This window comes from Sulfitobacter sp. S223, assembly GCF_025143825.1.
GTDB lineage: Bacteria > Pseudomonadota > Alphaproteobacteria > Rhodobacterales > Rhodobacteraceae > Sulfitobacter.
On the sequence record NZ_CP083560.1, the window covers coordinates 281,712 to 305,890 of the forward strand.

At 56.8% G+C, this 24,179-nt stretch carries 24 protein-coding genes; 10 read left to right on the forward strand and 14 right to left on the reverse strand.

Annotated features, from left to right (window positions below):
- Positions 1–23: 23 nt before the first annotated feature.
- From K3757_RS01375 to K3757_RS01410, 8 genes are all read right to left on the reverse strand, one after another.
- Positions 24–638 carry a chloramphenicol acetyltransferase gene (locus K3757_RS01375; protein ID WP_259998590.1) on the reverse strand — a complete coding sequence of 205 codons (615 nt, stop codon included), beginning with the start codon at positions 636–638 and terminating at the stop codon, positions 24–26.
- Complete coding sequence (phnE, locus tag K3757_RS01380; RefSeq protein WP_259998592.1) at positions 638–1,939, reverse strand: phosphonate ABC transporter, permease protein PhnE; 1,302 nt, start codon at positions 1,937–1,939, stop codon at positions 638–640. The genes K3757_RS01375 and phnE (K3757_RS01380) overlap by 1 nt, the downstream gene beginning before the upstream one ends.
- Complete coding sequence (gene phnE, locus K3757_RS01385) at positions 1,936–2,820, reverse strand: phosphonate ABC transporter, permease protein PhnE (RefSeq protein WP_259998594.1); 885 nt, start codon at positions 2,818–2,820, stop codon at positions 1,936–1,938. The genes phnE (K3757_RS01380) and phnE (K3757_RS01385) overlap by 4 nt, the downstream gene beginning before the upstream one ends.
- A gap of 73 nt (positions 2,821–2,893) precedes the next feature.
- Entirely contained in the window at positions 2,894–3,802 is a 909-nt protein-coding gene (gene phnD / locus K3757_RS01390) for a phosphonate ABC transporter substrate-binding protein (protein WP_259998597.1), read from the reverse strand.
- Positions 3,803–3,858: 56 nt separating this feature from the next.
- A complete protein-coding gene (phnC, locus tag K3757_RS01395) occupies positions 3,859–4,662 on the reverse strand; it encodes a phosphonate ABC transporter ATP-binding protein (protein WP_259998599.1) in 804 nt (267 codons plus the stop codon).
- Between the two features lie 190 nt (positions 4,663–4,852).
- The gene (panC, locus tag K3757_RS01400; protein WP_259998601.1) at positions 4,853–5,698 is read right to left on the reverse strand and encodes a pantoate--beta-alanine ligase; all 846 of its coding nucleotides are present in this window, start codon (positions 5,696–5,698) and stop codon (positions 4,853–4,855) included.
- On the reverse strand, positions 5,695–6,522 hold the full coding sequence (gene panB / locus K3757_RS01405; RefSeq protein ID WP_259998603.1) for a 3-methyl-2-oxobutanoate hydroxymethyltransferase: 828 nt from the start codon (positions 6,520–6,522) through the stop codon (positions 5,695–5,697). The genes panC and panB overlap by 4 nt, the downstream gene beginning before the upstream one ends.
- Before the next feature lie 269 nt (positions 6,523–6,791).
- Positions 6,792–8,264 (reverse strand): NAD-dependent succinate-semialdehyde dehydrogenase, encoded by a 1,473-nt coding sequence (locus K3757_RS01410; protein WP_259998605.1) that lies wholly within the window; start codon positions 8,262–8,264, stop codon positions 6,792–6,794.
- A gap of 83 nt (positions 8,265–8,347) precedes the next feature.
- Here K3757_RS01410 and K3757_RS01415 point away from each other — a divergent pair, with 83 nt between their 5' ends.
- The 8 genes from K3757_RS01415 (at position 8,348) to K3757_RS01450 (ending at position 16,526) form a co-directional block, all read left to right on the forward strand.
- Positions 8,348–9,139 (forward strand): alpha/beta hydrolase, encoded by a 792-nt coding sequence (locus K3757_RS01415; RefSeq protein WP_259998607.1) that lies wholly within the window; start codon positions 8,348–8,350, stop codon positions 9,137–9,139.
- Between the two features lie 146 nt (positions 9,140–9,285).
- The gene (locus tag K3757_RS01420; RefSeq protein WP_259998609.1) at positions 9,286–10,362 is read left to right on the forward strand and encodes a hypothetical protein; all 1,077 of its coding nucleotides are present in this window, start codon (positions 9,286–9,288) and stop codon (positions 10,360–10,362) included.
- Between the two features lie 243 nt (positions 10,363–10,605).
- Positions 10,606–11,724, forward strand: a complete 1,119-nt coding sequence (locus tag K3757_RS01425) for a hypothetical protein (RefSeq protein WP_259998611.1) — start codon at positions 10,606–10,608, stop codon at positions 11,722–11,724.
- 84 nt (positions 11,725–11,808) lie between these two features.
- A complete protein-coding gene (locus K3757_RS01430) occupies positions 11,809–13,746 on the forward strand; it encodes an ATP-binding protein (RefSeq protein ID WP_259998613.1) in 1,938 nt (645 codons plus the stop codon).
- A gap of 106 nt (positions 13,747–13,852) precedes the next feature.
- On the forward strand, positions 13,853–14,248 hold the full coding sequence (locus K3757_RS01435) for a hypothetical protein (protein WP_259998615.1): 396 nt from the start codon (positions 13,853–13,855) through the stop codon (positions 14,246–14,248).
- Positions 14,245–15,612: a DUF6638 family protein gene (locus tag K3757_RS01440; RefSeq protein ID WP_259998616.1), complete on the forward strand. Its 1,368-nt coding sequence runs from the start codon at positions 14,245–14,247 to the stop codon at positions 15,610–15,612. The genes K3757_RS01435 and K3757_RS01440 overlap by 4 nt, the downstream gene beginning before the upstream one ends.
- A 3-nt stretch (positions 15,613–15,615) precedes the next feature.
- Positions 15,616–15,882 carry a hypothetical protein gene (locus K3757_RS01445; RefSeq protein ID WP_259998618.1) on the forward strand — a complete coding sequence of 89 codons (267 nt, stop codon included), beginning with the start codon at positions 15,616–15,618 and terminating at the stop codon, positions 15,880–15,882.
- A gap of 11 nt (positions 15,883–15,893) precedes the next feature.
- Positions 15,894–16,526, forward strand: a complete 633-nt coding sequence (locus tag K3757_RS01450; protein WP_259998619.1) for a DUF1523 family protein — start codon at positions 15,894–15,896, stop codon at positions 16,524–16,526.
- A 39-nt stretch (positions 16,527–16,565) separates the two neighbouring features.
- Here the strand turns inward: K3757_RS01450 and K3757_RS01455 are convergent, their stop codons facing one another.
- Together K3757_RS01455 and K3757_RS01460 are read right to left on the reverse strand one after the other, a co-directional pair.
- Entirely contained in the window at positions 16,566–16,946 is a 381-nt protein-coding gene (locus K3757_RS01455) for an HIT domain-containing protein (protein ID WP_259998621.1), read from the reverse strand.
- 12 nt (positions 16,947–16,958) lie between these two features.
- Positions 16,959–18,536 (reverse strand): beta-1,6-N-acetylglucosaminyltransferase, encoded by a 1,578-nt coding sequence (locus tag K3757_RS01460; protein WP_259998623.1) that lies wholly within the window; start codon positions 18,534–18,536, stop codon positions 16,959–16,961.
- Positions 18,537–18,680: 144 nt separating this feature from the next.
- On the opposite strand from K3757_RS01460, the gene K3757_RS01465 reads away from it, so the two are divergent.
- On the forward strand, positions 18,681–19,499 hold the full coding sequence (locus K3757_RS01465; RefSeq protein WP_259998625.1) for a sulfotransferase family protein: 819 nt from the start codon (positions 18,681–18,683) through the stop codon (positions 19,497–19,499).
- A 143-nt stretch (positions 19,500–19,642) separates the two neighbouring features.
- Positions 19,643–20,338 carry a fumarylacetoacetate hydrolase family protein gene (locus K3757_RS01470; protein WP_259998628.1) on the forward strand — a complete coding sequence of 232 codons (696 nt, stop codon included), beginning with the start codon at positions 19,643–19,645 and terminating at the stop codon, positions 20,336–20,338.
- Between the two features lie 20 nt (positions 20,339–20,358).
- On the opposite strand, the gene K3757_RS01475 is transcribed toward K3757_RS01470, so the two are convergent.
- From K3757_RS01475 to K3757_RS01490, 4 genes are all read right to left on the reverse strand, one after another.
- Positions 20,359–20,949, reverse strand: a complete 591-nt coding sequence (locus K3757_RS01475; protein ID WP_259998630.1) for a DUF805 domain-containing protein — start codon at positions 20,947–20,949, stop codon at positions 20,359–20,361.
- Positions 20,950–21,018: 69 nt separating this feature from the next.
- On the reverse strand, positions 21,019–22,398 hold the full coding sequence (locus tag K3757_RS01480) for a tetratricopeptide repeat protein (protein ID WP_259998632.1): 1,380 nt from the start codon (positions 22,396–22,398) through the stop codon (positions 21,019–21,021).
- Positions 22,395–23,195: an alpha/beta fold hydrolase gene (locus tag K3757_RS01485; RefSeq protein WP_259998634.1), complete on the reverse strand. Its 801-nt coding sequence runs from the start codon at positions 23,193–23,195 to the stop codon at positions 22,395–22,397. Before K3757_RS01485 ends, K3757_RS01480 begins: the two co-directional genes overlap by 4 nt.
- A complete protein-coding gene (locus K3757_RS01490; RefSeq protein WP_259998636.1) occupies positions 23,182–24,177 on the reverse strand; it encodes a P1 family peptidase in 996 nt (331 codons plus the stop codon). The genes K3757_RS01485 and K3757_RS01490 overlap by 14 nt, the downstream gene beginning before the upstream one ends.
- Positions 24,178–24,179: the final 2 nt, after the last annotated feature.

Below are 24,179 nucleotides of genomic sequence, written 5' to 3' on the forward strand. Positions count from 1 at the left end.
TTGTCCTCCATCCGAAGGGATAGCTATTCATAGCGGTCCAAAAATTCTTCGGCACGCAAGGTACGGAAATCCTCTAACGCCGCGCGCAGACGTGGATGCGGCCAATCCCACCATGCCAACGCCAGCAGGCGTTCAGCCACGTCAGGCGCAAACCGCGCCCTGAGAGAGACAGCCGGTATGCCGGCGACAATCATATAGGGGGCCACATCCTTGGTGACGATAGCGCCGCCAGCCACGATTGCGCCATGTCCTATGGTCACTTCCGGTCGCACCTGTGCGCCGTTGCCCAACCACGTGTCATGACCGATTGTGGTGCGGCGTGTGCGTCGGTGTTTGAACCAGTCTGCGTCGTCAGATTCATCGTCAAAATAGTCCGCCGACCGATAGTGAAAGTGATGCAAGCTGGCCTTTTCCATCGGGTGATCGGTTGCTCCGATCCGCACGTAAGCAGCGATGTTGGAGAATTTGCCCACGGTGGTGTTGGCAATGTCGGCGAACCGGTCACAGTAGGAATAATCGCCGATGTGACTGTGAGCAAGTCGGCTGCCGCGTCCGATTTCTGTGTATCTGCCAAAACTTGCATCAGTGATCTCGCAGTCGGGGTGCAAAAAGGGTTTGTCTTCGGTCAGCCTTGCCATCAATGCCCGCCTCCGTCGCCCTTGATCAGCTTGCGCCGTAGCCAGCCTGACAGCGTGTCCATCGACATCACCAGCAAGATGATCAGCACGATGTAGTAGCTCACTTCTTCCCAGTCCTTTTGCGTCGCAATGGCCTGCGTCAGCAGCAATCCGATGCCACCGCCGGTGATGGCGCCAATGATCGTGGCAGAACGGGTGTTGGATTCCAGATAATAGAGTATCTGGCTCAGCAAGACCGGTGTGATCTGCGGGATCACACCAAAGCGGTAGCGCTGCAATGGCTTTGCACCGGTTGAGGCGATGCCTTCGATTTGCTTTTCATCGACGTTTTCTAGGGCTTCGGAAAACATTTTCCCGAATGAACCCGTATCGGTCAGCAGTATGGCAAGGGCGCCAGTCAATGGGCCGGGGCCGAACGCGCGGCTCAACACGATCGTCCAGATCAGCCCGTCTACGCCACGCAGGAAATCGAACACCCGTCTCGCGGTAAAGCGCAGAACGCCCAGCGGTGTGAAATTCCGCGCCGCAAGAAATGCGAGCGGTAGCGCGATGATTGCGGCGCCGAAAGTACCCAGAAATGCCATTAGTAATGTTTCAAGCAGGGCCCAGAAGACATCACCATGGCGCCACATCTTATTGGTCCAGAAATCATTCCAGATGGCGGTAGCCTCTCCGCTCAGGGCCTCTGATGCAAGCTGTGCTGGCCCAATCCCGTAATAGGGGCTGTCGAGCGTGAAGAAGAACAGTTCCCAGCCATAGTCGTATTTGAACACTTCGGCGCGGGCCCGGGTCACCGTTAGGCGGCCTGCTTCGGTCGCGATCATCATCCGGTTTTTCGAGGCATTGATGTACTCTGGCAAATCGCCTTGCGGGAATACCGCATTTACCCCGCTTCCATCCGGGCGCGCTGTTACCGTGCCATAGCCCGGAATGTCATAGCGGACCTCTGCCCCCAAAGTGATCGTATGACCTCGGCCCAGATCAACCGTTGTGACATCTTCGCTTTGGCTTATCCAATCGGGACGCATGCCATCGGGGTACTGCGCTTTGCGCTCCCCCTCGATCGCTATTTTGACCGTACCGTCACGGTTATCCTGCGCGACATGGGTTTTGTAGCTGTAGGTATCAGAGACCAGCGTACGGGCGTTGTTAAGGTTGATCCGGTCCCCCAATCCAGCCATGTCGAAGGACACGAAGATATATGCGAAATAGGCGCATATGATCATCGGCACCGCGACGGCGGTCAGCTTCTTACGGCTAAACTGTGTGACGGTCTGTGCATGCAGCGTTGCGGTGTTCATAGCATGACCTCCGCACTGGGAATGCCATGTGTCAGGCGGTTGCGCATCATGCTCGATAGCTGATCAACAATAACAATTGTGAGGAAGAGCAGAATGAAGATCGCTGCGGCTTCGTCGTACTTGCCGACGCCCCAACTCATCGTGTTGCGCAGGTCATAGCCGATACCGCCAGCACCGACAAAGCCAAGGATCGCTGAAGCGCGAATGTTGATCTCGAACCGCAGCAGCGCATAGCTGAGGTAGTTCGGGGCGACTTGCGGCACAACGCCCAGCCACATCCGTTGCGTCCAGTTTGCCCCGACCGATGCCAACCCCTCGACAGGTTTCAGCGAGGCGTTCTCGTTCACCTCCGAGAACAGCTTGCCCAAGGCGCCGATCGTGTGCAGCGCAATCGCGATCATCGCAGGCACAGGGCCGCCGCCAAGCATAAAGATGAGGACCAGCGCGATCACGATTTCGGGCAAGGCGCGCAGGATATCTAGGACACGCCGCAAAGGGCCAACCAGCCACGGTACAGGTGCCAGTCCCCGCGTTACCAATAGTGACATTACCAATCCGATCATGGCCCCCAGCAACGTTGAGGCGGCAGCGATGTTGATCGTCTCAATCAAGGACGGGAAGTATTTGATCAGGTAACCCGGCATCAAATGCGCCCGCTCTATCGCTTCGCTAATAAGCGCGGCCGGAAAATCGAACACATTGCCAAGCCCGTCCCAGAACCCGCCGGCATTGCGGCTGTCAGCCGTTGCAAAACCGGCACCAAGCAGGGCTAGAAACAGCACCAGCATGATGAAATTCATCAACCGTTTGGCTTTCACCTGCGCCAGATAGGCCTTGCCCAATTCTGCGCTGTTACCGTCCCCTGTCACTTTATCCGCCATGATCTATCCCCACACGTCAAATTGCTGGCCCCGGTTAGACCGGAGCCAGCAGATCGTTCTAAAATCGTATCGTTTAATTTGATTTCGCCAGACGTGCCGCGACGATTGAGTCGTAGGCCTCATGCGTGATCGGGTCGAAACCAAGCACTTCACCGCCTGCAATCGCGGATGCGCATTCTGGGTCGGTTTCGCCCATGGTGTCGATGATTGCAGTCACCTTGGCGCGCACGTCTTCGGGCAGCGCGTTGCGCAGAACCACTGGTTCACCCGGGATCAATTTGGAGCGCCAGATCTCCACCAGATCGTTCATATCGACCAGACCAGCATCAACCGCTTTGCGCAAAGCACCGAAGGTATAGCCGTCTTCCCAGTTCCCTTGGCCATCGGTCCATGTGACGCCAGCGGCCACGTCGCCGTTGTTTACTGCAACGATGGTCTGCTCATGGCCGCCAGTGAATTTCACTTCACCAAAGTACGCGCCGCTTTCCATGCTGGCACCGGTCATTGTCGGGATCTCGATGGACGGGATCAGGTAGCCGGACGTGGAGTTCGGATCACCAAAACCGAACACTTTGCCCTTCAGATCCTCAAGAGATGTCACACCGCTGTCAGCCCGTGCAAACCCGATGGAATAATAGCCGGTGGAGCCGTCCGCGTTGACCTTCACAAGAATGGGGGAGGTCGCTTCGGGATCAGCGATATGCACAGCCGCGTAGGAAGACGGGCCCATCAGCGACAGATCAATCGTGCCGCCTAGCAGGCCCTGGATCACGCCGTTATAATCCGCAGGTGCGAACAGCTTTGTCGGAACGCCCAGTGCATCCTCAACAGCGCTGCGCAGACATTCGTTGCTGTTCATACGGTCCTGAGCGTTTTCGCCACCCAGAATACCAATGCGGAATTCGCTGATGGCATGGGCATCGGCATGGGCCGCGCTTGTCAGGGCGGTGGACATAAGGGCAGCTGCGATGATTTTTTTCATCTTGGTCTCTCTTCAGTTGGATAGCACCCCGCGAAGGGTGCGGGGAAAGCAATCGTTTACTGGGCCGCGATGGGCGCGGCGGTAATGGTTTCGATCTCGGTCGATGTCGTCGCTTCGGAAAAGGACGCGTCCGCGCCGTAAATCTCGCGCGCTGTGTCTGTGGTCAGCTCAAAGGGCGTGCCGTCGAACACGATCTTGCCCGCGCGCATGCCGATGACGCGGTCGCAATAGCGGCGCGCGGTATCAAGCGTGTGTAGATTGGCAATCACCATGCGGCCGTCCTGTTCATGAATGTCACGCAGCGATTGCATCACGACTTGGGCGTTCATCGGGTCCAGCGAGGCGATGGGCTCATCCGCCAGAATGATCCGCGGGTCCTGCATCAGGGCGCGCGCAATCGCGACACGCTGTTGCTGGCCACCCGATAGGGCTTCAGCGCGCTTGGGCGCATGTTCAGCAATGCCGAGGCGCTCCAGAATGTCGATCGCGCGGTGGATGTCTTCGTCCGGATACAGATTGAACATTGTCGAGAAAGTAGAGCGGCGGTTCAGCGTGCCGTGCAACACGTTGGAGACCACATCCAGCCGTGGCACCAGATTGAACTGCTGAAAGATCATCGCGCATTGCGACTGCCACGTACGCTTGGCCGCGCCGCGCAGGGCCGTGACGTTGGTGCCGTCAAATTCGATCTCACCCGAAGTCGCATCGGTCAGACGATTGAGCATCCGCAGCAGCGTGGATTTACCCGCGCCGGATCGTCCGATAATCCCGATCATCATCGGCTTGTCGACGGTAAAGCTTGCGGCTTCTACAGCCGTATTGGCACCAAATGATTTTGTGACACTGTCGAAACGCAACATATCGCGACCCCCTTGATTGGGGGTGACCTACTGGTCATTCACTACGCGTTTGTTTCCAATTCAAGAAGGTTTTGTAACAACGCCTGTTTGGTGCTGATAGCGGCGAAAATCAAACTACGTACGATCCGCATAGCGGGTAGGTGTGCAGTTTTTCACATACGCCATGATGCGCGCCAATGTCAGATTTGATTTATTCTACGCCGATATTATCGATTAAACGAACACCCGCCAGCCACGCTGCCGCGAACAACCTCGAACTGGAACCTGCCTCGTTTAGAAGCTTTAGCTGTTGGCTGTCTCGCAGCTCCAAATACTCAATTTCGTGGAAACCGGCAGCGATGATTTTTGCTTTGGCGGCATCAACGATATCCGACATCAAGGCGCCGTCTACCAAAGCAATCCGCATGTCCTCCATCACGTCTGCCAACGCCGCCGCCTTGGCCCGCGCCCGGTCTGAAAGTAACAAATTACGCGAAGACATGGCCAGCCCGTCCATTTCGCGGATTGTGGGGCATCCAACGACTTCGATCGGGATATCAAGATCGGCGGCCATCCGGCGCACGATCTGTAGCTGTTGGTAGTCTTTTTCACCAAAGAAGGCCTTATCGGCAGAGGTCTGCAAGAACAGCTTTGACACGACAGTCGCCACGCCATCGAAATGCCCCGGCCGATGTGCGCCGCACAACATATCTGTCAGGCCGCCAACGGATACATTCGTGGCAAAGCCATCGGGGTACATCTGTGCGCCATCAGGCACATAAATCACATCCACACCGATGGATTCGAGCTTTCTGGCGTCATCCTGTTCGGTTCGAGGATAGTTTTCGAGATCCTCAGGGTTGTTGAATTGCTTGGGATTCACAAAAATAGTGACGATGACGCGGTCACATGTGTCACGTGCGGCACGGGCCAGTGACAAATGCCCCTGATGCAAAGCCCCCATCGTTGGCACAACCCCAATCGTTTCGCCCGCATTGCGCCATGCAGCCGTGCGCACGCGCAGACCTGCCAATGTTGGTTCAATCGGCGCTATCATTTGTTGGGTACTTCATCGGCAAAGACATGTTCCGCTGACGGGAACGACCTATTGCGAACTTCTTCGGCGTAGCTCGCGATTGCAGCCTCTGCGGTTTCACCTAAATGGGCGTAGCGTTTCACGAACTTGGCTTTGAATGCTGTGAACAACCCTAGCATGTCGTCCACCACAAGAATTTGACCGTCACAGCCCGCACTCGCGCCGATGCCGATGGTTGGGATATCCACCGCAGCGGTCACGTCATCAGCCAGAGTTGCCGGCACCTTTTCCAACACGACGGCAAAAGCACCCGCCTGAGTGACCGCATGTGCATCTGCAATCAGGGCATCACGGGCATCTCCCCGACCTTGCACCTTGTACCCGCCAAGCGTGTTTGTTGACTGTGGCGTCAGACCGATATGGGCCATTACGGGAATGCCGCGAGCGACTAGGAATGCAATCGTGTCGGCCATGGAAACACCGCCTTCAAGCTTTACAGCTCCTGCGCCTGTCTCAGACATCAGACGTGCTGCGTTTCGAAATGCCTGTTCAGGGCTTTCCTCATAGGACCCGAACGGCATATCGATGACCATCATCGCAGAGCTTAATCCACGTGCGACAGCCTGCCCGTGCAGGATCATCATCTCCATCGTGACACCCAGAGTTGATGGCAATCCGTGCAGCACCATTCCCACGCTGTCGCCCACCAGAACGAAATCACAATGAGCGTCCATCATTTGCGCCATCGGAGTTGTATATGCGGTCAGGCTGACCAGCGGAGCACCGCCCTTTGCCGCGCGGATGTCATCCGCCATCAGGGCGCGTTTCTTTGCCGTAGCACTCATCAGCTGTCTCTCTGCAATTTTATAACCGGACCTGAATATCAGTGACGTCTCTTATAAGATAGATTCAATCTGTGAAAGCTTGGACTGGCGGATGGCACAGCCCGCATCAAGCAGCCGTTCATTCACAAAAAGCGAATGTCGGCTTTCTGCGCATACCAGACCGGCGCAACATGCCGGAACCATCAAAAGAAATGCCCGCCTGAATTCCAATGGAACCGGCGGGCAATCATATTTTTTCGGCCAAATCAGCTTTGGCCGCGAAAAGCGGTTTAGACGCTCATGCAGATGTACTTCATCTCCAGATAGTCTTCGATCCCGTGGTGGCTGCCTTCGCGGCCCAGACCGGATTGTTTGACACCGCCAAAGGGTGCGACTTCGGTTGAGATCAGGCCGGTGTTCACACCGACGATCCCGTATTCCAGCGCCTCGGCGACTTTGTAGACGCGGCTTAGATCGTTGGCGTAGAAATAGCTCGCCAGACCAAAGATCGTGTCATTTGCCATTTCGATGACGTCATCAACAGTATCGAATTTGAATAGCGGGGCGAGGGGGCCGAATGTCTCTTCCTGCGCCACTTTCATCTTTTGCGTAACGCCGGTGATGATGGTGGGCGGGAGGAAGTTGCCGTCCATCGCGCCATTGGCGCCCAGCACAACGGTCGCACCGTGGGACACCGCGTCGTCGATATGTTCTTTGACCTTCTCGCCTGCGGCGGGGTTGATCAGCGGGCCAAGGTCCACACCGGATTCAAAGCCGTCACCGACTTTCATTTTCTGCACGGCGGCGGTCAGCTTTTCTGCAAAAGCGTCATAGACGCCGGCCTGCACGTAGATACGGTTTGCGCAGACGCAGGTCTGGCCGTTGTTACGGAACTTGCACAGGATCGCGCCTTCGACAGCGGCATCCAGATCGGCATCGTCAAACACGATGAAGGGCGCGTTGCCGCCCAGCTCCATCGAGCATTTCATGACCTGATCGGCAGCCTGCTTCATCAGGATGCGGCCCACTTCGGTCGAGCCTGTGAAGGTCAGCTTGCGCACGGCAGGGTTCTCGCAGAATTCCTTGCCAACAGCAGAGGAAGAGCTGGAAGGCACCACGTTGAACACGCCCGCAGGAATGCCGGCACGTTCGGCCAGAACGCCCATTACAATCGCGCTCAGCGGAGTTTCTGCTGCAGGGCGCGCGACGAAGGAGCAACCAGCGGCCAGCGCTGGTGCGGCTTTGCGTGTGATCATCGCGTTGGGAAAGTTCCACGGCGTGATGGATGCGGCAACGCCGATCGGCTGTTTGATCACGGTAATGCGCTTGTCGCGCTGATGGCCGGGGATTGTTTCACCGTAGACGCGTTTGGCTTGCTCACCAAAGAATTCGATGAAGGACGCGCCATAGGCGACCTCGCCCTTTGCTTCGGCCAGCGGTTTGCCCTGCTCGGCGGTCAGGATGGCGCCCAGATCGTCCTGGTTCTCCATCATCAGGTCGAACCATTTGCGCATCACGGCAGCGCGTTCCTTGCCGGTCCAGCTTGCCCATTCTTTCTGGGCGGCTTCGGCCTGTGCGATGGCTCCAGCCACCTGTGCGCGGCTCAGGTTGGCGACTTTTGCCACAACGTCACCGCGGGACGGGTTGGTCACATCGAATGTCCCGTCGTCACCGTCCACCCATTTTCCGCCAATATAGGCACGGGTTTCCAGCAGGCTGGGGTCTTTAAGAATGGATTTCAGATCGGTTGTCGAAGCAGTCATGATGCGTTCTCCTAGAATTTCTTAGTGGCACCCAAACCAACTCCCAGTATGATTGTCCAGTTCACATTGAAAGGAACGACATCATGAAGCTGGATGATGCCTATGCCAACGCAGCTTATATCAAGGACGCTGACGCCTATCCACAGCGTTGGGAGGAGGCCGCGAAATCTTTCCGCGACAGCCTTGGTGCGCGGGCACAAGAAGGGGTCTCTTATGGTCCGTCAGAACGTCAGGCCTTTGATTTCTTTCAACCCGAAGGGGTTGCGCGTGGCACAATGATCTTTGTGCATGGTGGTTACTGGAAGGCCTTTGATCGATCAATCTGGTCGCACTTGGCTGCCGGAGCGCTTGCGCGGGGGTGGGCCGTTGCAATGCCAAGCTATGATCTTTGCCCTGATGTGCGTATCTCAGAAATCACACGGCAGATCGCGGCGGCTGTGACACGAATTGCCGATCGTACCTTCGGGCCATTGGCGTTGGCGGGCCATTCTGCTGGTGGCCATCTGGTGTGCCGCATGACCGATCCGCTGATTCTGCCCTCCGAAATCCGCGAACGGATCAAACAGATTGTCGCAATTTCTCCGGTCGCGGATCTGGCCCCGCTCATGGATACATCCATGAATGAGGTGCTGCGCATTGATGCGGCAGAAGCGCAGGCAGAAAGCCCTGTGAATATGCAGCCCCCTCACGGCCTTGATCTGACCATTTGGGTTGGCGCCGATGAGCGGCCGGTGTTTCTGGAACAAGCCGAGCAATTGGCCCGTGGCTGGGGCGCGCGGCGTGTGGTGGAGGAAGGCAAACACCATTTTGACGTGATTGATGGCTTGATGGACCCCGAAGGCCCGATGGTTAAGGCGCTCTTGGGTCTTAAATAGAGGCCTGCCATACAGCGGTGTGGGCTGTTCAGCCTTTCCTTTAGGGCAGTGTTTTGTAAAACTCTGGCAATAGACAGGCTCAGGGGATGTAAATTCGATTTACATTCCATATATTCAGACAAAGACCCATTCACACGGAGTATCCAATGGCCAATCTCGACGCGCAGGTACGCGAATCCCAGGAACAGGTGGCGGAAGCACAAAGCAAGATCGCCGAGCTGACCAGCCGTATCGAAACGGCTCGCGCCAAGCTGAAGACCGGAGATGCAGCCGAGATCGACATTGAAAACGCTTCGCTTGAAGATGTTCATGCCCACACAGAGGTGATGAACGCCAACATTGCAGAGCTGATCATGGGGCTGGATGATGTGACGGCAGGCTTTTCGCGTGACTTCGACGAGATGCGATCAAAGACCGGCTGGGAAAGCGTCGTGGGCATCTTCTCATCTGCGAAGGCCGACAGCATGCGCCAAGAGCGGGTCCGGTCGGCATCCATTGACGACAAGCTGCAGGACCTGATCGCCAAGTCTGATACCATTGTGCAACTTCTGGAAGGTCAGTTGGCCGTTTTGGAAGAACAGAAAACCAAAGTCGAAGGCAACCTGACTGAAACCTTAAGCGACCGCGAAATGACCGTGGCCGAGCTTGAAGCCCTGCGCAATGACATCGCGGATATGGACCCCGAGATCATCAAGCTGGAAAACGCCATCGCGTCAGAGACGGACGCGGCAAAGCGCACCGCGCTGGAAAGCCAGCTGGCAGAGGCAAACAGCCGCTACAATGCCATGGTGCAAGAGGAGCAGGTCAAGCTGGCCAAGTCCCAGACGCTTGAGCGCTATATCGACAAGGGCAAGACGTGGGTAGACAGTCTGCAGAACCAGGCGGCCACGCAGATGGTGCTGATCAATAAGCTGCAAACAGACACCAAGCAGCGTGTGGTCCTGTATGATGCACTCACCAAATCGCTGAAGACGGCGCAACAACAAGACGTCGCCCACCGCATCAACGAAATCGGCGTGAAGACGGACCAAGAAGCCCAGTCCGCCATGGCCGGTATCGGGTCAGCCACCAACGCCCGCATGGCGGAGATGATGGAAAAGCATGAAGACCACATGGTGTTCGCGCGTGACGTGCTGGAACAGAAGGCCAAAGCAGACGAACGCTTTGCGCGCCGTTTCCAGAAGATCATCGAGAAGCACGACAGCAATGCTTATGGGGAGTGACCGACAGCGCTGGAGCCGCTTCGATCACATCAAATTCGGGCTCTCCACGTTTGTGCTTGGGGCCATTGCGGGTCTTTGCATTTCGCTCACTACCGTAGGCGGATCAACCTTTAGCACTGCGGTAGGCTGCGGACTGTTTTTATGGCTTGCTCCGCTCTTGTTTGTCGGATGGTTGCGTATCTGCGAAAAGTATTTCCTTCGAGGGTTCTTGATGCCGGTATGGCGTAAGTTGGGGTTGATTTCATGACAGACCCTGCTGCTGATCATTATGATCTGAAAGACACCTTCGCCAGCCGCAGGTATTTTGCCAAATTCCAAGGCATCATGCAGCACATGCTGCGTGTGGCTGGTGTGATGGAGGCCGAGGGGCATTTGACCCGTGATGAGGTCACAATACTCGCGCGCTATGCCGTCAGCCTCACCCACACATTTCAGGCGCTTAGCTGGAAATATCTGTTGGTAGGCCGTGAAACAGGGCGCTTCTTTGGTTCCCTCACCGTGGACGGACGCGACAGCGGCTTTCCCGTCGCGGCAGAGCTGATGACAATGGCCAATGATGCGCAGAATGCGCAGGCGCATCTGTCTGCGATGCCATCGGTCGAGGCGCATAAAGACCAGATGGTCCAGGCGATTCTGAGCGACCGCAACATTCCGACAAAGCTGCAATTCAGTCTCTCACAAAGGCTCTATTATGAGGAATTGCTAAAGGGCGACTTGTTTTGGGTGCGCAACGATCCGCAGGCCGAATGGATAGGCGAGGAGCATGGCCGGCGCTCCTACAGGCTACACTGGGCGACCTATGACAGTCAGGTGAACCTGCCAGTTATCTATATGATGGAAGTCGAGGATTCAGGTCGTGAGGCGCTGCCCCGTGATACCCGCCGTTGGGCGCAGGTACAGGCGCATCTGAGCGCGCAGGCGCTGGGCGGGTTAAAGCTGGTCACCATCGCGCGCGGCTTTGACGAGGACTTTGACGATTTGCACCCCAAACGACTGCGCCGCTTCCATCTTGGTCCGATGTACAGTCACGCTTATACCCGCCAGAACGGCCCGCTGCGCGATGTTCTGGCCCAAGCCAAAGCGCCAGAAGGTCAGGATTGGGCGATGGTCTGGACTGAAGAAGATCTACTGTCGGACCGCGTGATCGAGCAGAAGGCCGGTTGGTTCTCGACCGTGGAGCGCGAGATTTTCGCGCTTGATCCCATGGGCGGGCAGATGCCCGACATGGGGGCGACCAGTACGCAACGCAGCATCATTTTGCCCCAGCGACCTTATCAGGTGCTGGAAGAGCAAAATCCGCCGGGCTTTGCCGGTGTGCGTAAGTTTGTGGTGAGCAGTGCGGGCCGTGTGCTGCAGTATTGAGCAGCGCACCCGCTGCGACCGCGGATTTGGATATTTATGGCCAAAAGAAATAGAGGCCGCCGCAGAATTTAGAGAGGAACGATCATGAGCCAGACGTCCGACCAGATGGAAATGCGTGAAGAGGATATCGCGAAGCATGTAGCCATGGCGCAGTCCCTGATCGAAGGGTTTGACCACGCGCCTCGGATCGGCAAGGCAGTAGATGACGCAACGCCCGAGCGGTCCTCAGGTATCGGTACACGGCGGCGGTTTCGTTCCACCACGCCCGGTTTGGTAACTCAGCGGCGGACGGTGACCGGGGCGGTGCAACTGATTGCGCGGGTCGAGGCGGCGGACGGCGATGATGCGCTGATGTCGCCACTGCAAGCCACCGTCCTGCATGACCTGCGCCGCGCGATTGCGATCGCTTTGGCCGTGGCCGAGAATTTCGCGGATCACGCGGGTCTTGCCGATCTGAAACGTTCCAATCTGGAAGGCGCGCTGCCCCCCGCCCGCAAGACCGAGTTCAGCGAGTTGTTGGCCGCCGAAGCCTTGGTCACGCTGTATGTGTTCGGCAATGCCACCGCCTACCTGCTGTCCTCGCACCTCACGGAAGTGACGGTTGAGGTGGGCGATTTCGATGAGATGCTGACCGACAACGGACAGGTTGCCCTGCACGGCGCATTGTGGGAGCTGGACAGCGACATTGCCGCCCACGCCAGCGATGATGCGCGTCTGGTGGCAACCGTCTGCGCCTTTGCCGAAAGCCTAATGGAAAAGGTTGCGCTGCGGGCCACCACCGCGCCGCGGCTAGAGGCGTTTGCCGCTGCTGCATGGCACGTTGATGCAGATGATTTCACGGTGCGCGGGTTCTCTCCTGCGTCCAAGGCGAAATCGACGACCCTGACGATGAGCTTCAAAAAACCCAACGAGGTGGTGGGTAACCACATCGCGAAATACCAATCCATGAAGCTGGCGAAGATGCTCATGGCGTATGATTTTGATCGGCGCCTGAACCCCTTTGCCGATCTGGGCGGGTTCATCTTTACCTTCATGGGTGATGGCGCACCGGGCACGGGTAAAACCACGCTGATCCAGATGATGGCTGGACTGATCTCGGAATACTGCCGCAACGCGGGCTATCCGTTCCGCTACCAGAACCTGAGCACGGATAACATCGACAGTTATCAGGGCAAATCCGGCCAGAACGCCAAGGCGTTTATCAACAACATCATCGACCCGTCTGTCATCGGCTTTGGCACCATCGACGACATTGACCAGCTTGCGGGCAAGCGCGGCGATCGCCAGTCCTCTGCCGGTCAGCTGGAAATCACCGCTGTGCTGATGGAAAGCTTTGCTGGCGCGAATACGGTCGTTCGCGGGAACTGCACCTTCGGCATGTTCTCCAACTACCCCGAGAATGTGGACGATGCCCTGCGCCAACGCGCCGGTGCGCGGTTCCTTGTCGACGGGCCGCAAACGCGGGAGGATTACGTTGATATCCTGTACCTGCTGATGGGCAAAAACCACGACATCCCGCTGGGTGATCACCAAGCGTTCGAAGCGCAAGCGATCAAAAAGGCCGTCGCCGCCAGCTTTGCAGGCCACGCCAAACCGCACGAAGCGGGGCTGCTGGAGGTCTATAACGCCGTGCAATCCAAGATCGGCGCGCTGGACACGATCAACAAACTGGGCACGTACCTGAAAGCGATCCAAGAGGCCGACCCGCGTTTCACAGGCCGCGCGATCAAGAACATCACCGACGCGGTCAAAGTCCGCGCAATGGATTTCGAGCTGCCCGATGAATGGATGGAGCAGCCGGACCTGTTCCTATTCAAAGACTACGACACCAAGAAAGCGATGATCGAAGACATGCGCCAGCCCATCACGGTGGAGATGGTCGTGCAAGAGATCAACCGCTACGCGGATTCAGAGTTCCGCTATGCTGATAAGTCGGATGAGGTGGCGATTGAGAATATGGTCCGCGACTTTGGCCGGAATGAAGAGGCTAAGAAGCGGTATTTGGGGGGTGAGCGTGGATAAAGAAAGGCTCCAGTTTAGCGTTTTCCGTGTAATTGGTCGGATATCTCAAAGCGCAACCTTTGTTTGCTGTTTTTACTTTGCTGCATTTGGCTCAGTGGGTCGAGCCATGGCTGAGGGCGATTATAACTCCATGGGCCGACTAGGTTACGTCTACTGGGACTGTGCTTCTTATGGATTTCTTTTGAAGGAGGCGCCTCCCTCAGCTACAAAGTTGTTCGAGGCAGGCTACGAGAAATTAAGCCACTTTTTGGATGCCAAGAACGATGGGCACTTGACTAATGAGAACACTAATCGTGTTCCGATTGGACTATCATTTTACTATGTCTCAGGGCCAAGTCGGGATTTTTCGCTTGGATATATGTGGTCAAAGTTTGCCGAAGCTGCGTATGAAAAAACATGGGTTGAACTTGAGAAGCCTGATTTTGACAGTCAGCAGGAATTGCAGGAAGCGAACGCAGCAAGTGAATTCCGAGATAAAAATTGTGAGTTGCTTATACCATGAACCGCCTCATCCGCGCCGGCCTGATGTTCGGCAACCTTTTCCATGTCTCCTCGCCCGCTTTGGTGGAACGGTATAACCGTGCGCTGCATCACCTGACGGAGAAGCGCACCAAACTCACGGACTTTTACATCGACATCTCCGGCTACTCGCCCGAGATCGGGGATGAGATGGAGGACCCGCTCTACCTCAACCACAAGGGCGTGAACCGGCAGTTTATCTTGCTGAGTGTTGAACAACGCATGTCGCCCCTGTTGAACGCGCAATTCTCGACCTCCAAGACGATCTTGCAAGACTTCATCGCGCAGAACGAGGCGGCGCTTTTTGCGCTGACGGCCAAGGATGCCGTGGCGGGGGAGTTGGTGAATTCCGTCTATGATGTCTCCACCCCTGCGCGGCTGTTCGATATCCGGCGCATCACCATTGATGCCGACACCACTGGCGGCACGGCCAAGGACGCGGCCAAGCTGGCGGATATGGTCGACCGCTTCCGCGAGACGGAAGATGGCTGGTACGACGATGTGCTGATCGCCGATATGATCGCGCTGGCAGGTAAAACCGGCGATGTGGTGCGCAATCCGGTCAGCCTCAAAACCATGAGCTTTGATCAGCGCAATTTCTGGACGGCGCATTTCGGCGGCCTTTATGTGTTCCAGGACGTTGAGCATCCTGCGGTTATCGCCCCTGCGGGTAAGGACGGTCTGGACGATTTGCCGCTTGAGCATGTGTTCAATGCCAAGCAGCGCAATCACATCGCCAAGTTCTTTCAGCTGAACGGTTTGACCGAAACGATCCTGGAGGCGCGGGGGATCAAATCCGCCACTATTCTGCGGCAAAAGATGGATTTCATTCTGATTGACGCGGTGGCGGATCAGGGAGTGGACCTGACGGGTCTCACCCGTGGTGATCTGCGCCGCCTTGCGCGCCAGCACAGTGACAAGTTGCCGGCAGAATTTCACACGCTGGGTCAACTGGTCAACTGGGCCGAAAACGGCGGCGCGTTCCCGAATATCACCAGCGCCAATCCAGTTTATTTCTACACTCTGCGCGCGGCTGAGACGCCCGACGCAGAGCTGGTGAATATGCTGCTGGCCGAACTTGCGCCCAAGGACATCCGCCAGCTGTTCATCTGCCACAAGGAGCTGTTCTACGCGACCTATGCGCGTTGGCCGGATGCGAAAAAGGCCTATGTTGCTGATTTTCTTGAACGCGAGTACCTTATGGACAAGGCTGGTGTGCGGGATGCGCTTTTCGGACATGAGCCCGCGCTAGAGGTGCCGCCTCTGCCGCGCAGAGGGAAGAAACCGCCCCCCGTCCCGGACCGTATTGCGGCGGTGGGTCCCTGGGGCGCAGTGAAGAGGAGATAGGAAATGCTGGCACTTGCCCGCCTCATGGTCGTCGGATTTATCGTTTTGACGGTGATCTATGTCTGCCTGTCGCTCTATTCCCGCTCTGTGCGCAAGGGAAAGCTGCGGCGTGAATGGCTTGAAGGCCCCCAAGACCAGACGCTTGATGCGTTTTTGGATGAAGGGCTGGAGGAATATGACAAATCCTTGCGGCGCAAATTGATCCTGTCGGTCTATGTTATTCCTGTGATCCTTGTGTCAGTGGTCATCTACCTTACAAATTTCGCCTGAGAGGGTTTTACATGCTTGGTCTTCTTCGTTGGACATTCTGGATCACCGTTTGGGTGATCGTTGCTGCGTTCTTCCATTATACCCTACCGCAGGTCGATATCGTGCGGATCACTGATACTTATGAAAAGCGGATTGATCCGGGTGAGAATGCGCTGTTCTGGGCGCAGGCGGATGTGGGGACCGATGGCACACTGTCCAACCGCGATGTGTTCTTCATTCAGTCGCGCCGCGTGAAAGGCGATGTGATGGTGTACCGCAACGAAGATACGGGTTGGGGCTGGCCTCCGTACTTCAAGTTCGACACGTCCAACCTGCAAGCCGAGGCTGGCGATCTGGCCTCAACCGAAGCCGCGCCACGCTATGTCGCGATAAAGCATTACGGCTGGCGGAACGAGTTTCTGACGATCTTCCCCAATGCCATCTCTGTACGCGCTGTGGACGGGCCAGATGCATCAAAGGGTATTCCGTGGCTGAATATCATCATTCTGACGCTGTTTGTTGCGCTGATTTACGGCATCTGGGTGCGCTGGCGCCGGTTCCGTATGGCGCGAATTGATCCGACGATGGAAGCAATCGAAGATGATTTTTCCGATGCCACGGGTGCCGTAAAGGGCTGGTTCGGATCATGGCGCAAAAAGCCCTGAGGCAGGCGCAGCGGATGTGCCGCGCCTGATTGGTGAGGTTCAGCTTTGTGGCTGAACCATCCGCCCCATACGGCGACCACCCAGTATATGTACATGCAAGTGTGGCACTTCCTGCACGCCATGATCGCCTGCGTTGCTGATCATGCGAAATCCTTCGCCAGCATCCAGTGACACACCTTCCATCTTGCAAACTTGTGCGATGGCGCGGGTGTAATCGACAATCTCGGCGTCAGATGCTTCGACAGCAAAGTGGTCGTAGCTCACGTAGGGGCCTTTGGGGATGACCAGTACATGTGTGGGTGCTTGCGGATAAAGGTCGCGGAAGGCCAGCGCATGCTCTGTCTCTAACACGGTGTTATTCGGGATCTCGCCGCGCAGGATTTTGGCAAAGATATTTTGATCGTCGTAGGCGTAAGCCATCTTGTAGGCTCCTTAATCGGAAAAGAGGTAATCGGTGCTGGTGATTTCATGCGCCTTCTCGCCGCTCACGCCAAGAAACTTTGCCAACTCTCCGGCATTTTCCTCGCTTGAGGCCGTCTCGCGGATGCGGCAGTGGTTCTCAAACTGGGCGTCACGGATGGCATCGCTTTCAAAAACCATGTCGTTGCGAATGGTCGGGAGCAACCGGTCCAGCGTCTCTTGTGAAGTCTGCTCACCTGCAAGGCCAACACGCATGGCGTGACCGGTCAGGTATTCGTCCGTGAAGCCACACTCGATCTCTAGGATGCGTGTGGTCGACCGGTCGGCGGCGAAGTCTTCCAGTAGGTCGAGGTTGCTTGGGTCCATGCAGACAATCAGGCGATCTGTCTCAAAATAGTCAAACAGCATGCGCATCAGCGCGCGGCGGTGGCGCGTTCGCTTTCCTAGCGTCTTTTCAATGCCACCAAGGGCGGGCAGGGGGGTGTCTTCTTCGTTAAAGACGTATTCGATTGCGGGTACATTTGTGGTCTGGCGAATGCGTTCCAGCACACGTTTGGCCACGTGCCATTTTTTACATACGACAATCAGCAATTCCCGCTCACGTCCCAATGTGCTTTCGGTTTCCCAAAAACGTGTCGAAAAGCGGCGCCCGATGCGCCCGCGTCCCGTCAAGAATTTGAACAGGCTCCGACCCTCGTTGCTGATCTGAAACCGCACGCCCTGTGCGGAATAAAGCAAACCCAATCGGCGCTTGAGGTCCAGTGCATCAGGGCTGATTTTGCGCGCGAACAGATAGTCCTGACTTAGCAGCAGATCATAGTGATCATTGTAGAATGTCACCGGCATTCCGTAGTCTGTGAACATCAGGAAGGTTAAGGTGCGCGGACGGATTTCAGTCTCGGGTACCAGATGGCGCACAAGGGTTTGGAAAAAGGTCTCATCTGGTATCCAGGTGCTCCGGAAGAACCGGATCACATCGCGGCGTTTTTTGCAAAAGTCCAAAAGCGCTTCGATCGTCTGGCGGCGCAGGCACCACCACTGACTGCCGATCTGGACCTGAATATCTTTCGGAATTTCGCGGGTGAGACCAAAGCGTTTCTGGAACTCGAACATCGCGTAGAATAGTTTCTTTTGGGTTCGCTCATTGAACCAATGGCGGTAGATCAGTCGTTCTTCAGTCCAGCCTGTCTTGATCCAGTCACTTTCAAAATAATCGAAGCTCTCGATGAAATCGGCGTCATTATCATCGAGAAAGCGGTGGGTGTATTCGGCCGATTTGATGGCCATGCAATCGCCTGACAGCATGTAAAAGTGCGTTGCACGCGGGAACGCCTGTTCAGCGGCCTCAACCGCGTAGAGGGTTGCCTGCACCAAGGACCATTCCCCCCAGCCACAGCGGATACGTTTGGTGGCGTAAGTGACATTGGGATTGTTCTCAAGCGCTTTGATGATAGCTTTGTAGTGGGCCGGATCGGCGCTCGCGTCAAAGTGGATGGACATATAGTCACCCACAGCTGTCAGCCGCTCCGCCTGCTTGATGATGGCGTCCGGGTCTTTGTGACACAGAAGTATATAGGCAATTTTTGCCATTCAGGAACCATTCACCGTATTTATGCTCGATTGTTTATATAGATAATGATGAACACTCATTGAATAAACAGCAATTATTTGCTTTTGTAGATCAAAAGCTGCTCCAAGAAGCGGCCCGAGCAGTATGAGCAGGAGTGGTGCAAGATGGGTTTTCCCGGAACATGGATGACCGAAAGCGAAAGTGTCGTGTACCGCGTGGTGCCCAAATGCGCGTGTTCGACCATCGGCCAGATCATGTATTATTCTGATCATGGTGAGTTTTTCGACGGCGATATCCATGATGCTAAGGGTGGTATGCACAAATGGGCCTTGGACGAAAGTCAGGACGCCATCGCGCGGAACGTACAGAACCACAGCTCTTATTCTTTCACCTGCGTCCGCAATCCCTACACTCGAATTCTAAGTTCTTTCTTCGATAAAATCTGCGGTATCCAGCGCAATGGTAAACGGTACCGTGGCAATTTGGTCCCACTTCTGATCCAGAAATACGGGATTGAGGTTGGCGGAGAGGACGGAAAGCAAGAGTTCGACCAAATCGCAAGCTTCCGCCGTTTCTTACTGTTCACCCGTGATACCATCCGCTGGCGTCGCCCGATGGATCCGGACATCCACTGGTCAGCCATGGCGGGCCACGTCAGCACCTTCATCGTGAATGGTGGCACCTATGATAAGATCGTGTGGACCGAAGCCTTTAACGAGGGCATGCGCGATGTGCTGGATGCGGTTGAAACGCCTCATTCTATCGACCTGACAAAGATCCCCCGTTTTAACGAAAGCGAAGGGCACGGACCAAAGCGCGCTCATCCGGTCGAGGATTACTTCGACGATCTATCGATGCATCTGGTCTATGAAATCTACAAACGTGATTTCAATCTCTTCAAATACGACTTCGAAAACCCCGCCAACAAAATGCCTATTGGCGAGATCGACCTTGATGAGGTTCACGCCAAGCTCGGCGATTGATCTGTTACCAGCTGGTTAATTTTTCCACTAAAATTCAATGGGATGTTTCGTGCGCGAAACATCCTGTTTGGCGTGTCTGGACAATTGCGGTGCTCTTCGCTCTAGTCGGCGCAGATAATTAACCACCGCGAAAGATACGCCTTATGGATTATGTTTTCCCCGCCCCTCCCCAGGCAAGCCTTGCTGTGCAGGGCAGCGATGCACGCTTTCCCGTGCGCCGGATTTTCTGCGTTGGTCGCAACTATGAGGCGCACGCGCGCGAGATGGGCAATGATCCAGACCGCGAGCCCCCTTTCTTCTTTACCAAGCCGGCCGATGCAGCCTGTGATACGCCCTGCACGCTGCCTTACCCGTCACTGACCAACGATCTGCATCATGAGATTGAATTGGTGATTGCGATCAGCAAAGGCGGTTCGAACATCGCTCCGGCTGATGTGATGGATCATATCTGGGGCGCATCAGTGGGCATTGATTTGACCCGTCGTGATTTGCAGGCCGATGCCAAACAGACGCGCCGTCCGTGGGACTGGTCCAAGGCATTCGATCTCTCTGCGCCCATCGCACCGATCAAACCCATCGCTGATGTGCCCAGCCTGACGCAGGGCCGCATCTGGCTCGCGGTTAATGGAGAGGTTCGGCAGGATGCTGATATCGCTGATCTGATTTGGTCGGTTGTCGACCACATCGCCACCTTAAGCGAAGGTATGACACTGGCCCCAGGAGATTTGGTCATGACTGGTACGCCCGCCGGTGTGGCAGCCGTAGGTGAAGGGGACGTGATGACCGGCGGTGTTGAAGGCATCGGAGAGCTTCAAGTTACCATCGGCCCGCGCGCGTAAGGCGCGCAGGCACTTGGCCTTCAGTGGCGAGGTTCCGGGCCCCAATTGTTCGGACCTTCCTGCGATTTCGTGCAGTAGAACACGATCAGCACAATCCAGCCGATGACGGGTACCAGTACAATCAGGAACCACCAGCCGGTGCGCCCGATGTCATGCAGGCGCCGGATTCCCACGGCAATGGACGGTAGGAACGTAGCGAGAGAAAGCAGCAGATTGACAGGCCCGCTGTCACCCAAAGTGAGCATCCCGTCGATAAGCGCTGCGCCAAAGCTCAGCACAATCATCCAAAGGGTCCACCACCAGTATTGAGAGCGGGTGGAGCGGGTTCTGAAATCCACGTAGCGGGCAAAGCCGTCTTTGAGGGCACCAAGAAATGTATTGGCGTCCGCACGGGCCGGGTCTTCGTGGTCTCCCATCGGGGCGCGCGGCGGCAATGCGGCCATTTTTTCGGCGCCGCCGGCCCTGCCATAGGGCAGCCAGTCATCCATGCCCTCTTGCCAGACCAGCGTATCGCTGCGGATCGTGCCGGTTTCTACGAGAGCGTCAAATTCGCTCTGGGTTATGGGGCCGTTGGACGCCCCTTCAGTCGCATAATACCATTCAGTGCTCATATCAGGCCGAACCTTTTCTTAAAATCAATGTGGGCAACCTAGCTGTGCTTGGGCTATGCCGCAACGGTCTCAGCCCTGCTGGGCTGCCAATGTTCGCGCCGCGCGTGCACGCGCTTCTTCTGCCAGTTCCGGCAAGCCGGATTTGGCGTACACGTCGCCCAGCATCAGGTTCAGCGGCACGCCGTCGGGATCGTATGTGCGGCGCATCTCCAACACTTGCTGCGCGCTAGAGGCCCGTCCATCGCGGACCAGTGCGTCCAGATGGATTTGTTCGAACAGATCGCGCTGGGCGTGGCTGCCACCACATTCGGCCATACGCGGCAAGGCGCGGGAGAGGTTGTGTATCGCGGCGTCCCAGTTGCCCTGTGCATGCGCCATGATTCCTATAGCGGCAGGCAAGGCGACATCGCGCCATGCAACGTGGTCGTGCTGGCTTTGATCGGCGGCGCGTTCCTCAATGGCCTGCATCAGGTCATTTGCTTCGCTGTGCGCCGTCCGGGCGAGGGCATAAAGGTATTGCAGAGTGAGGAACGGGTTGACGGTATCTGCACCGCGCAGGGCCACATGATCTGCCACATCGGCCCAGCGCGGGCCAACGTCCACACCTGCAAACTCCATCCGAGCCAACAGTGAGGTCGCGCCGACCTGATCCTGAGAATACTCCTTGGCCAGCCCCCAGACATGGGTGTCATAGGCTGTACGAACATCATCGTGGCGGCCAAGGCTCAGGTAGAACAGCGCCAGATGCCACCAGTTGTGGCTGCGCATAAAGCTGTTGAGCCCGTTCCAAGTCTCGGCGACGCTTTCCATAAACGCGGCGCCCTCGGCCACGCGCCCTTGGGTCAGCATCACGTGGGCGATGGCATGGTGGGCCCAAGCATCATCATGTTGCAGGGACATCGCGTGGCGCGCGGCATCTTCGGCGCGATCCAGCAGGTGACATTGCTCATAACCAAAGGCAATCATGCCGTGGGCATAGGCGATGTCTTCTGCCTCTGGCAGCGCTTTCAGCGCCATGCGCAGCATCCCTGCCGCATCGCCCAGATTGAATAGATGGTATTGCGCCAGCTTGAGCATGGCCATATCGCGCGGAAAATCTGTTATGATCTGGTCGCAAATCTTGAGCAGTTCAGGGATGTCGTTGTTAACCCACGCTTCGGTCGCAGCAACGACACGTGTTTCGCGCGAAGTCACACCCGCTTTCGCTGCTGTTTGTGCGCGCGCCAGATACGGGGCTGCTTTTTGCGGGGCGACAGGAGCTTCCAGAAACATCCACAGCATGGCGGCATAGGCATTGGCCAAGGCGCAATCCGGATCGGCATCTGCTGCTGCGATGATGTTTGTCGCCTTGGGCTGATAGCTTAGAAATCCGTGGATAAAGTCATTGATCCCGCTCAATGTCGCGGCGTTGGGGCAGGTGAGGGAGAGGCCGTACAGGTCTTTGGTCATGGTTTGGCCTCCTCATGCAGTTTCGTAAAGCGCAACAGATTTGCCGCAACCGCATCAGGCGCATCCCAATGAATGGAGTGACCGGCCGCTTCAATTAAAACGGCAGGAAGATCGCCGAGTGTTGCTCGCGCAAGCTCTACAGGTAGAAGCAGGTCATCGGCTGCCAAAAGCGCTTGCGCGGGGCAGCGTAAGTCTGTTGTTGCATCGGGCGTGTACCCATCAAGAGCGGCTATCTGGTGGCCCATCGCTTCGGCGCTTTGCGCGTGGGGATACGCCAGCGACAGGGCCACTGTCTGTTCCACCATGCCGGGCGTCTCAAAGAGTGATGGGCCAAAGAGCCATGGAAATAGCGCGTGCAGCCACATTTCCGGTGCGGCGTTGCTTTGTCTGATTGCCAGCAGTGTTTTGAACAACAGGACGTTACGTTCTAGCCGCAAAGGCGCAGACGCCGCGAGGGTGAGCGTCTTGACCCGCTCGGGCGCAGTGCAGGCAAGCCGCATGCCGATCATGCCGCCCAGCGAATGACCCATGACGTGCGCAGACCCAACGTTCAAATGCGTTAGCAAAGCTGCGCAATCATTTGCGAAATGCGTAACCGATGCAGGCGCGTCCCATGGGGTGGTCTGGCCAGTCGTGCGGTTATCAGGGCGGATGATGTTGAAATGCGGCTCTAGCAACGGGATCAGGGGCGCCCAACTGGCGCTATCGCTCATCATACCGGCGATCAGCAACAGCGTTGGGCCGTTGCCTGACCGCTCGTAGTGCAGGGCTATTCCGTCATGCTCAAAGATCGGCATTGGCAGTTCTCCAGCATGGGATCACGTCGCCCTCTTGCGGGGTTGCGGCATATACTGCGCGGGCAATCGCGCGGCTCAGGCAAAGTGCGGCGGCGTGGCCGGTCATCAAGACGTCGGCGGCCGGTTTCGCCCCTGTGGTCAGGGCAAAGACCAGATCGCCGTCGTTCGGGGTGTGGGCGGGCACGCATGCGCGGGCGATACCGTCATGCGCTGCCACAGCAACACGGTGGCATTGTGCCTTCGTGAGGGTGGCATCGGTGGCGACAATGGCGATGGTGGTATTCGCGCGCGCGGACATTGCATTCATCTTACGGCTTTCGCGACTAAGGCCAAGGCCGCTGGCGGGATCAGGGCCAAGCCCACCAAACTCTTGGCCCATCTCGAACGGCGCCGCATAAAAATAACGGTCCCCCGGAGTGGTGACAGCACCCACCGGATTGGCCGCGACCAAGGCGGCAACTGTGCTGCCGTCCGGCAATTGCAAGGAGGCGGTGCCAAGCCCGCCTTTGAGCATGGCTGTTAGCGCGCCGGTACCTGCGCCAACTGTTCCAATCTCGAACTCTGCCCGCGCTGCGCGGTAGGCCGCTAGGCCAAGGGCGCGGTAGGGATTGTCTGCCCAGTCTTTGTCACCGCCGTTGAGCAGATCAAACAGGATCGCGCCGGGTACCAGCGGGATCTGCGCTGGCCCTATGCGAAAGCCACGACCGTCTGCGCGCAGCCCGTCCACCACGCCCGAACAGGCATCAAGCCCGAATGCCGATCCGCCCGAAAGCACCAGCGCGTCCACTTCTGCCACTGATTTGTCAGGGGCTAACAGATCTGTTTCGCGCGTGCCGGGTGCGCCGCCCATCACTGCCACGGAGGCGACAAAGGGCGCGTCGCCAACCACCACAGTGGCCCCGGATTTAAGCGTGCCATCCTGCGCATTGCCCACACGCAGGCCAGCGATATCAGTAAGACTGTTTGTCGGGCCAGGCTGCATCG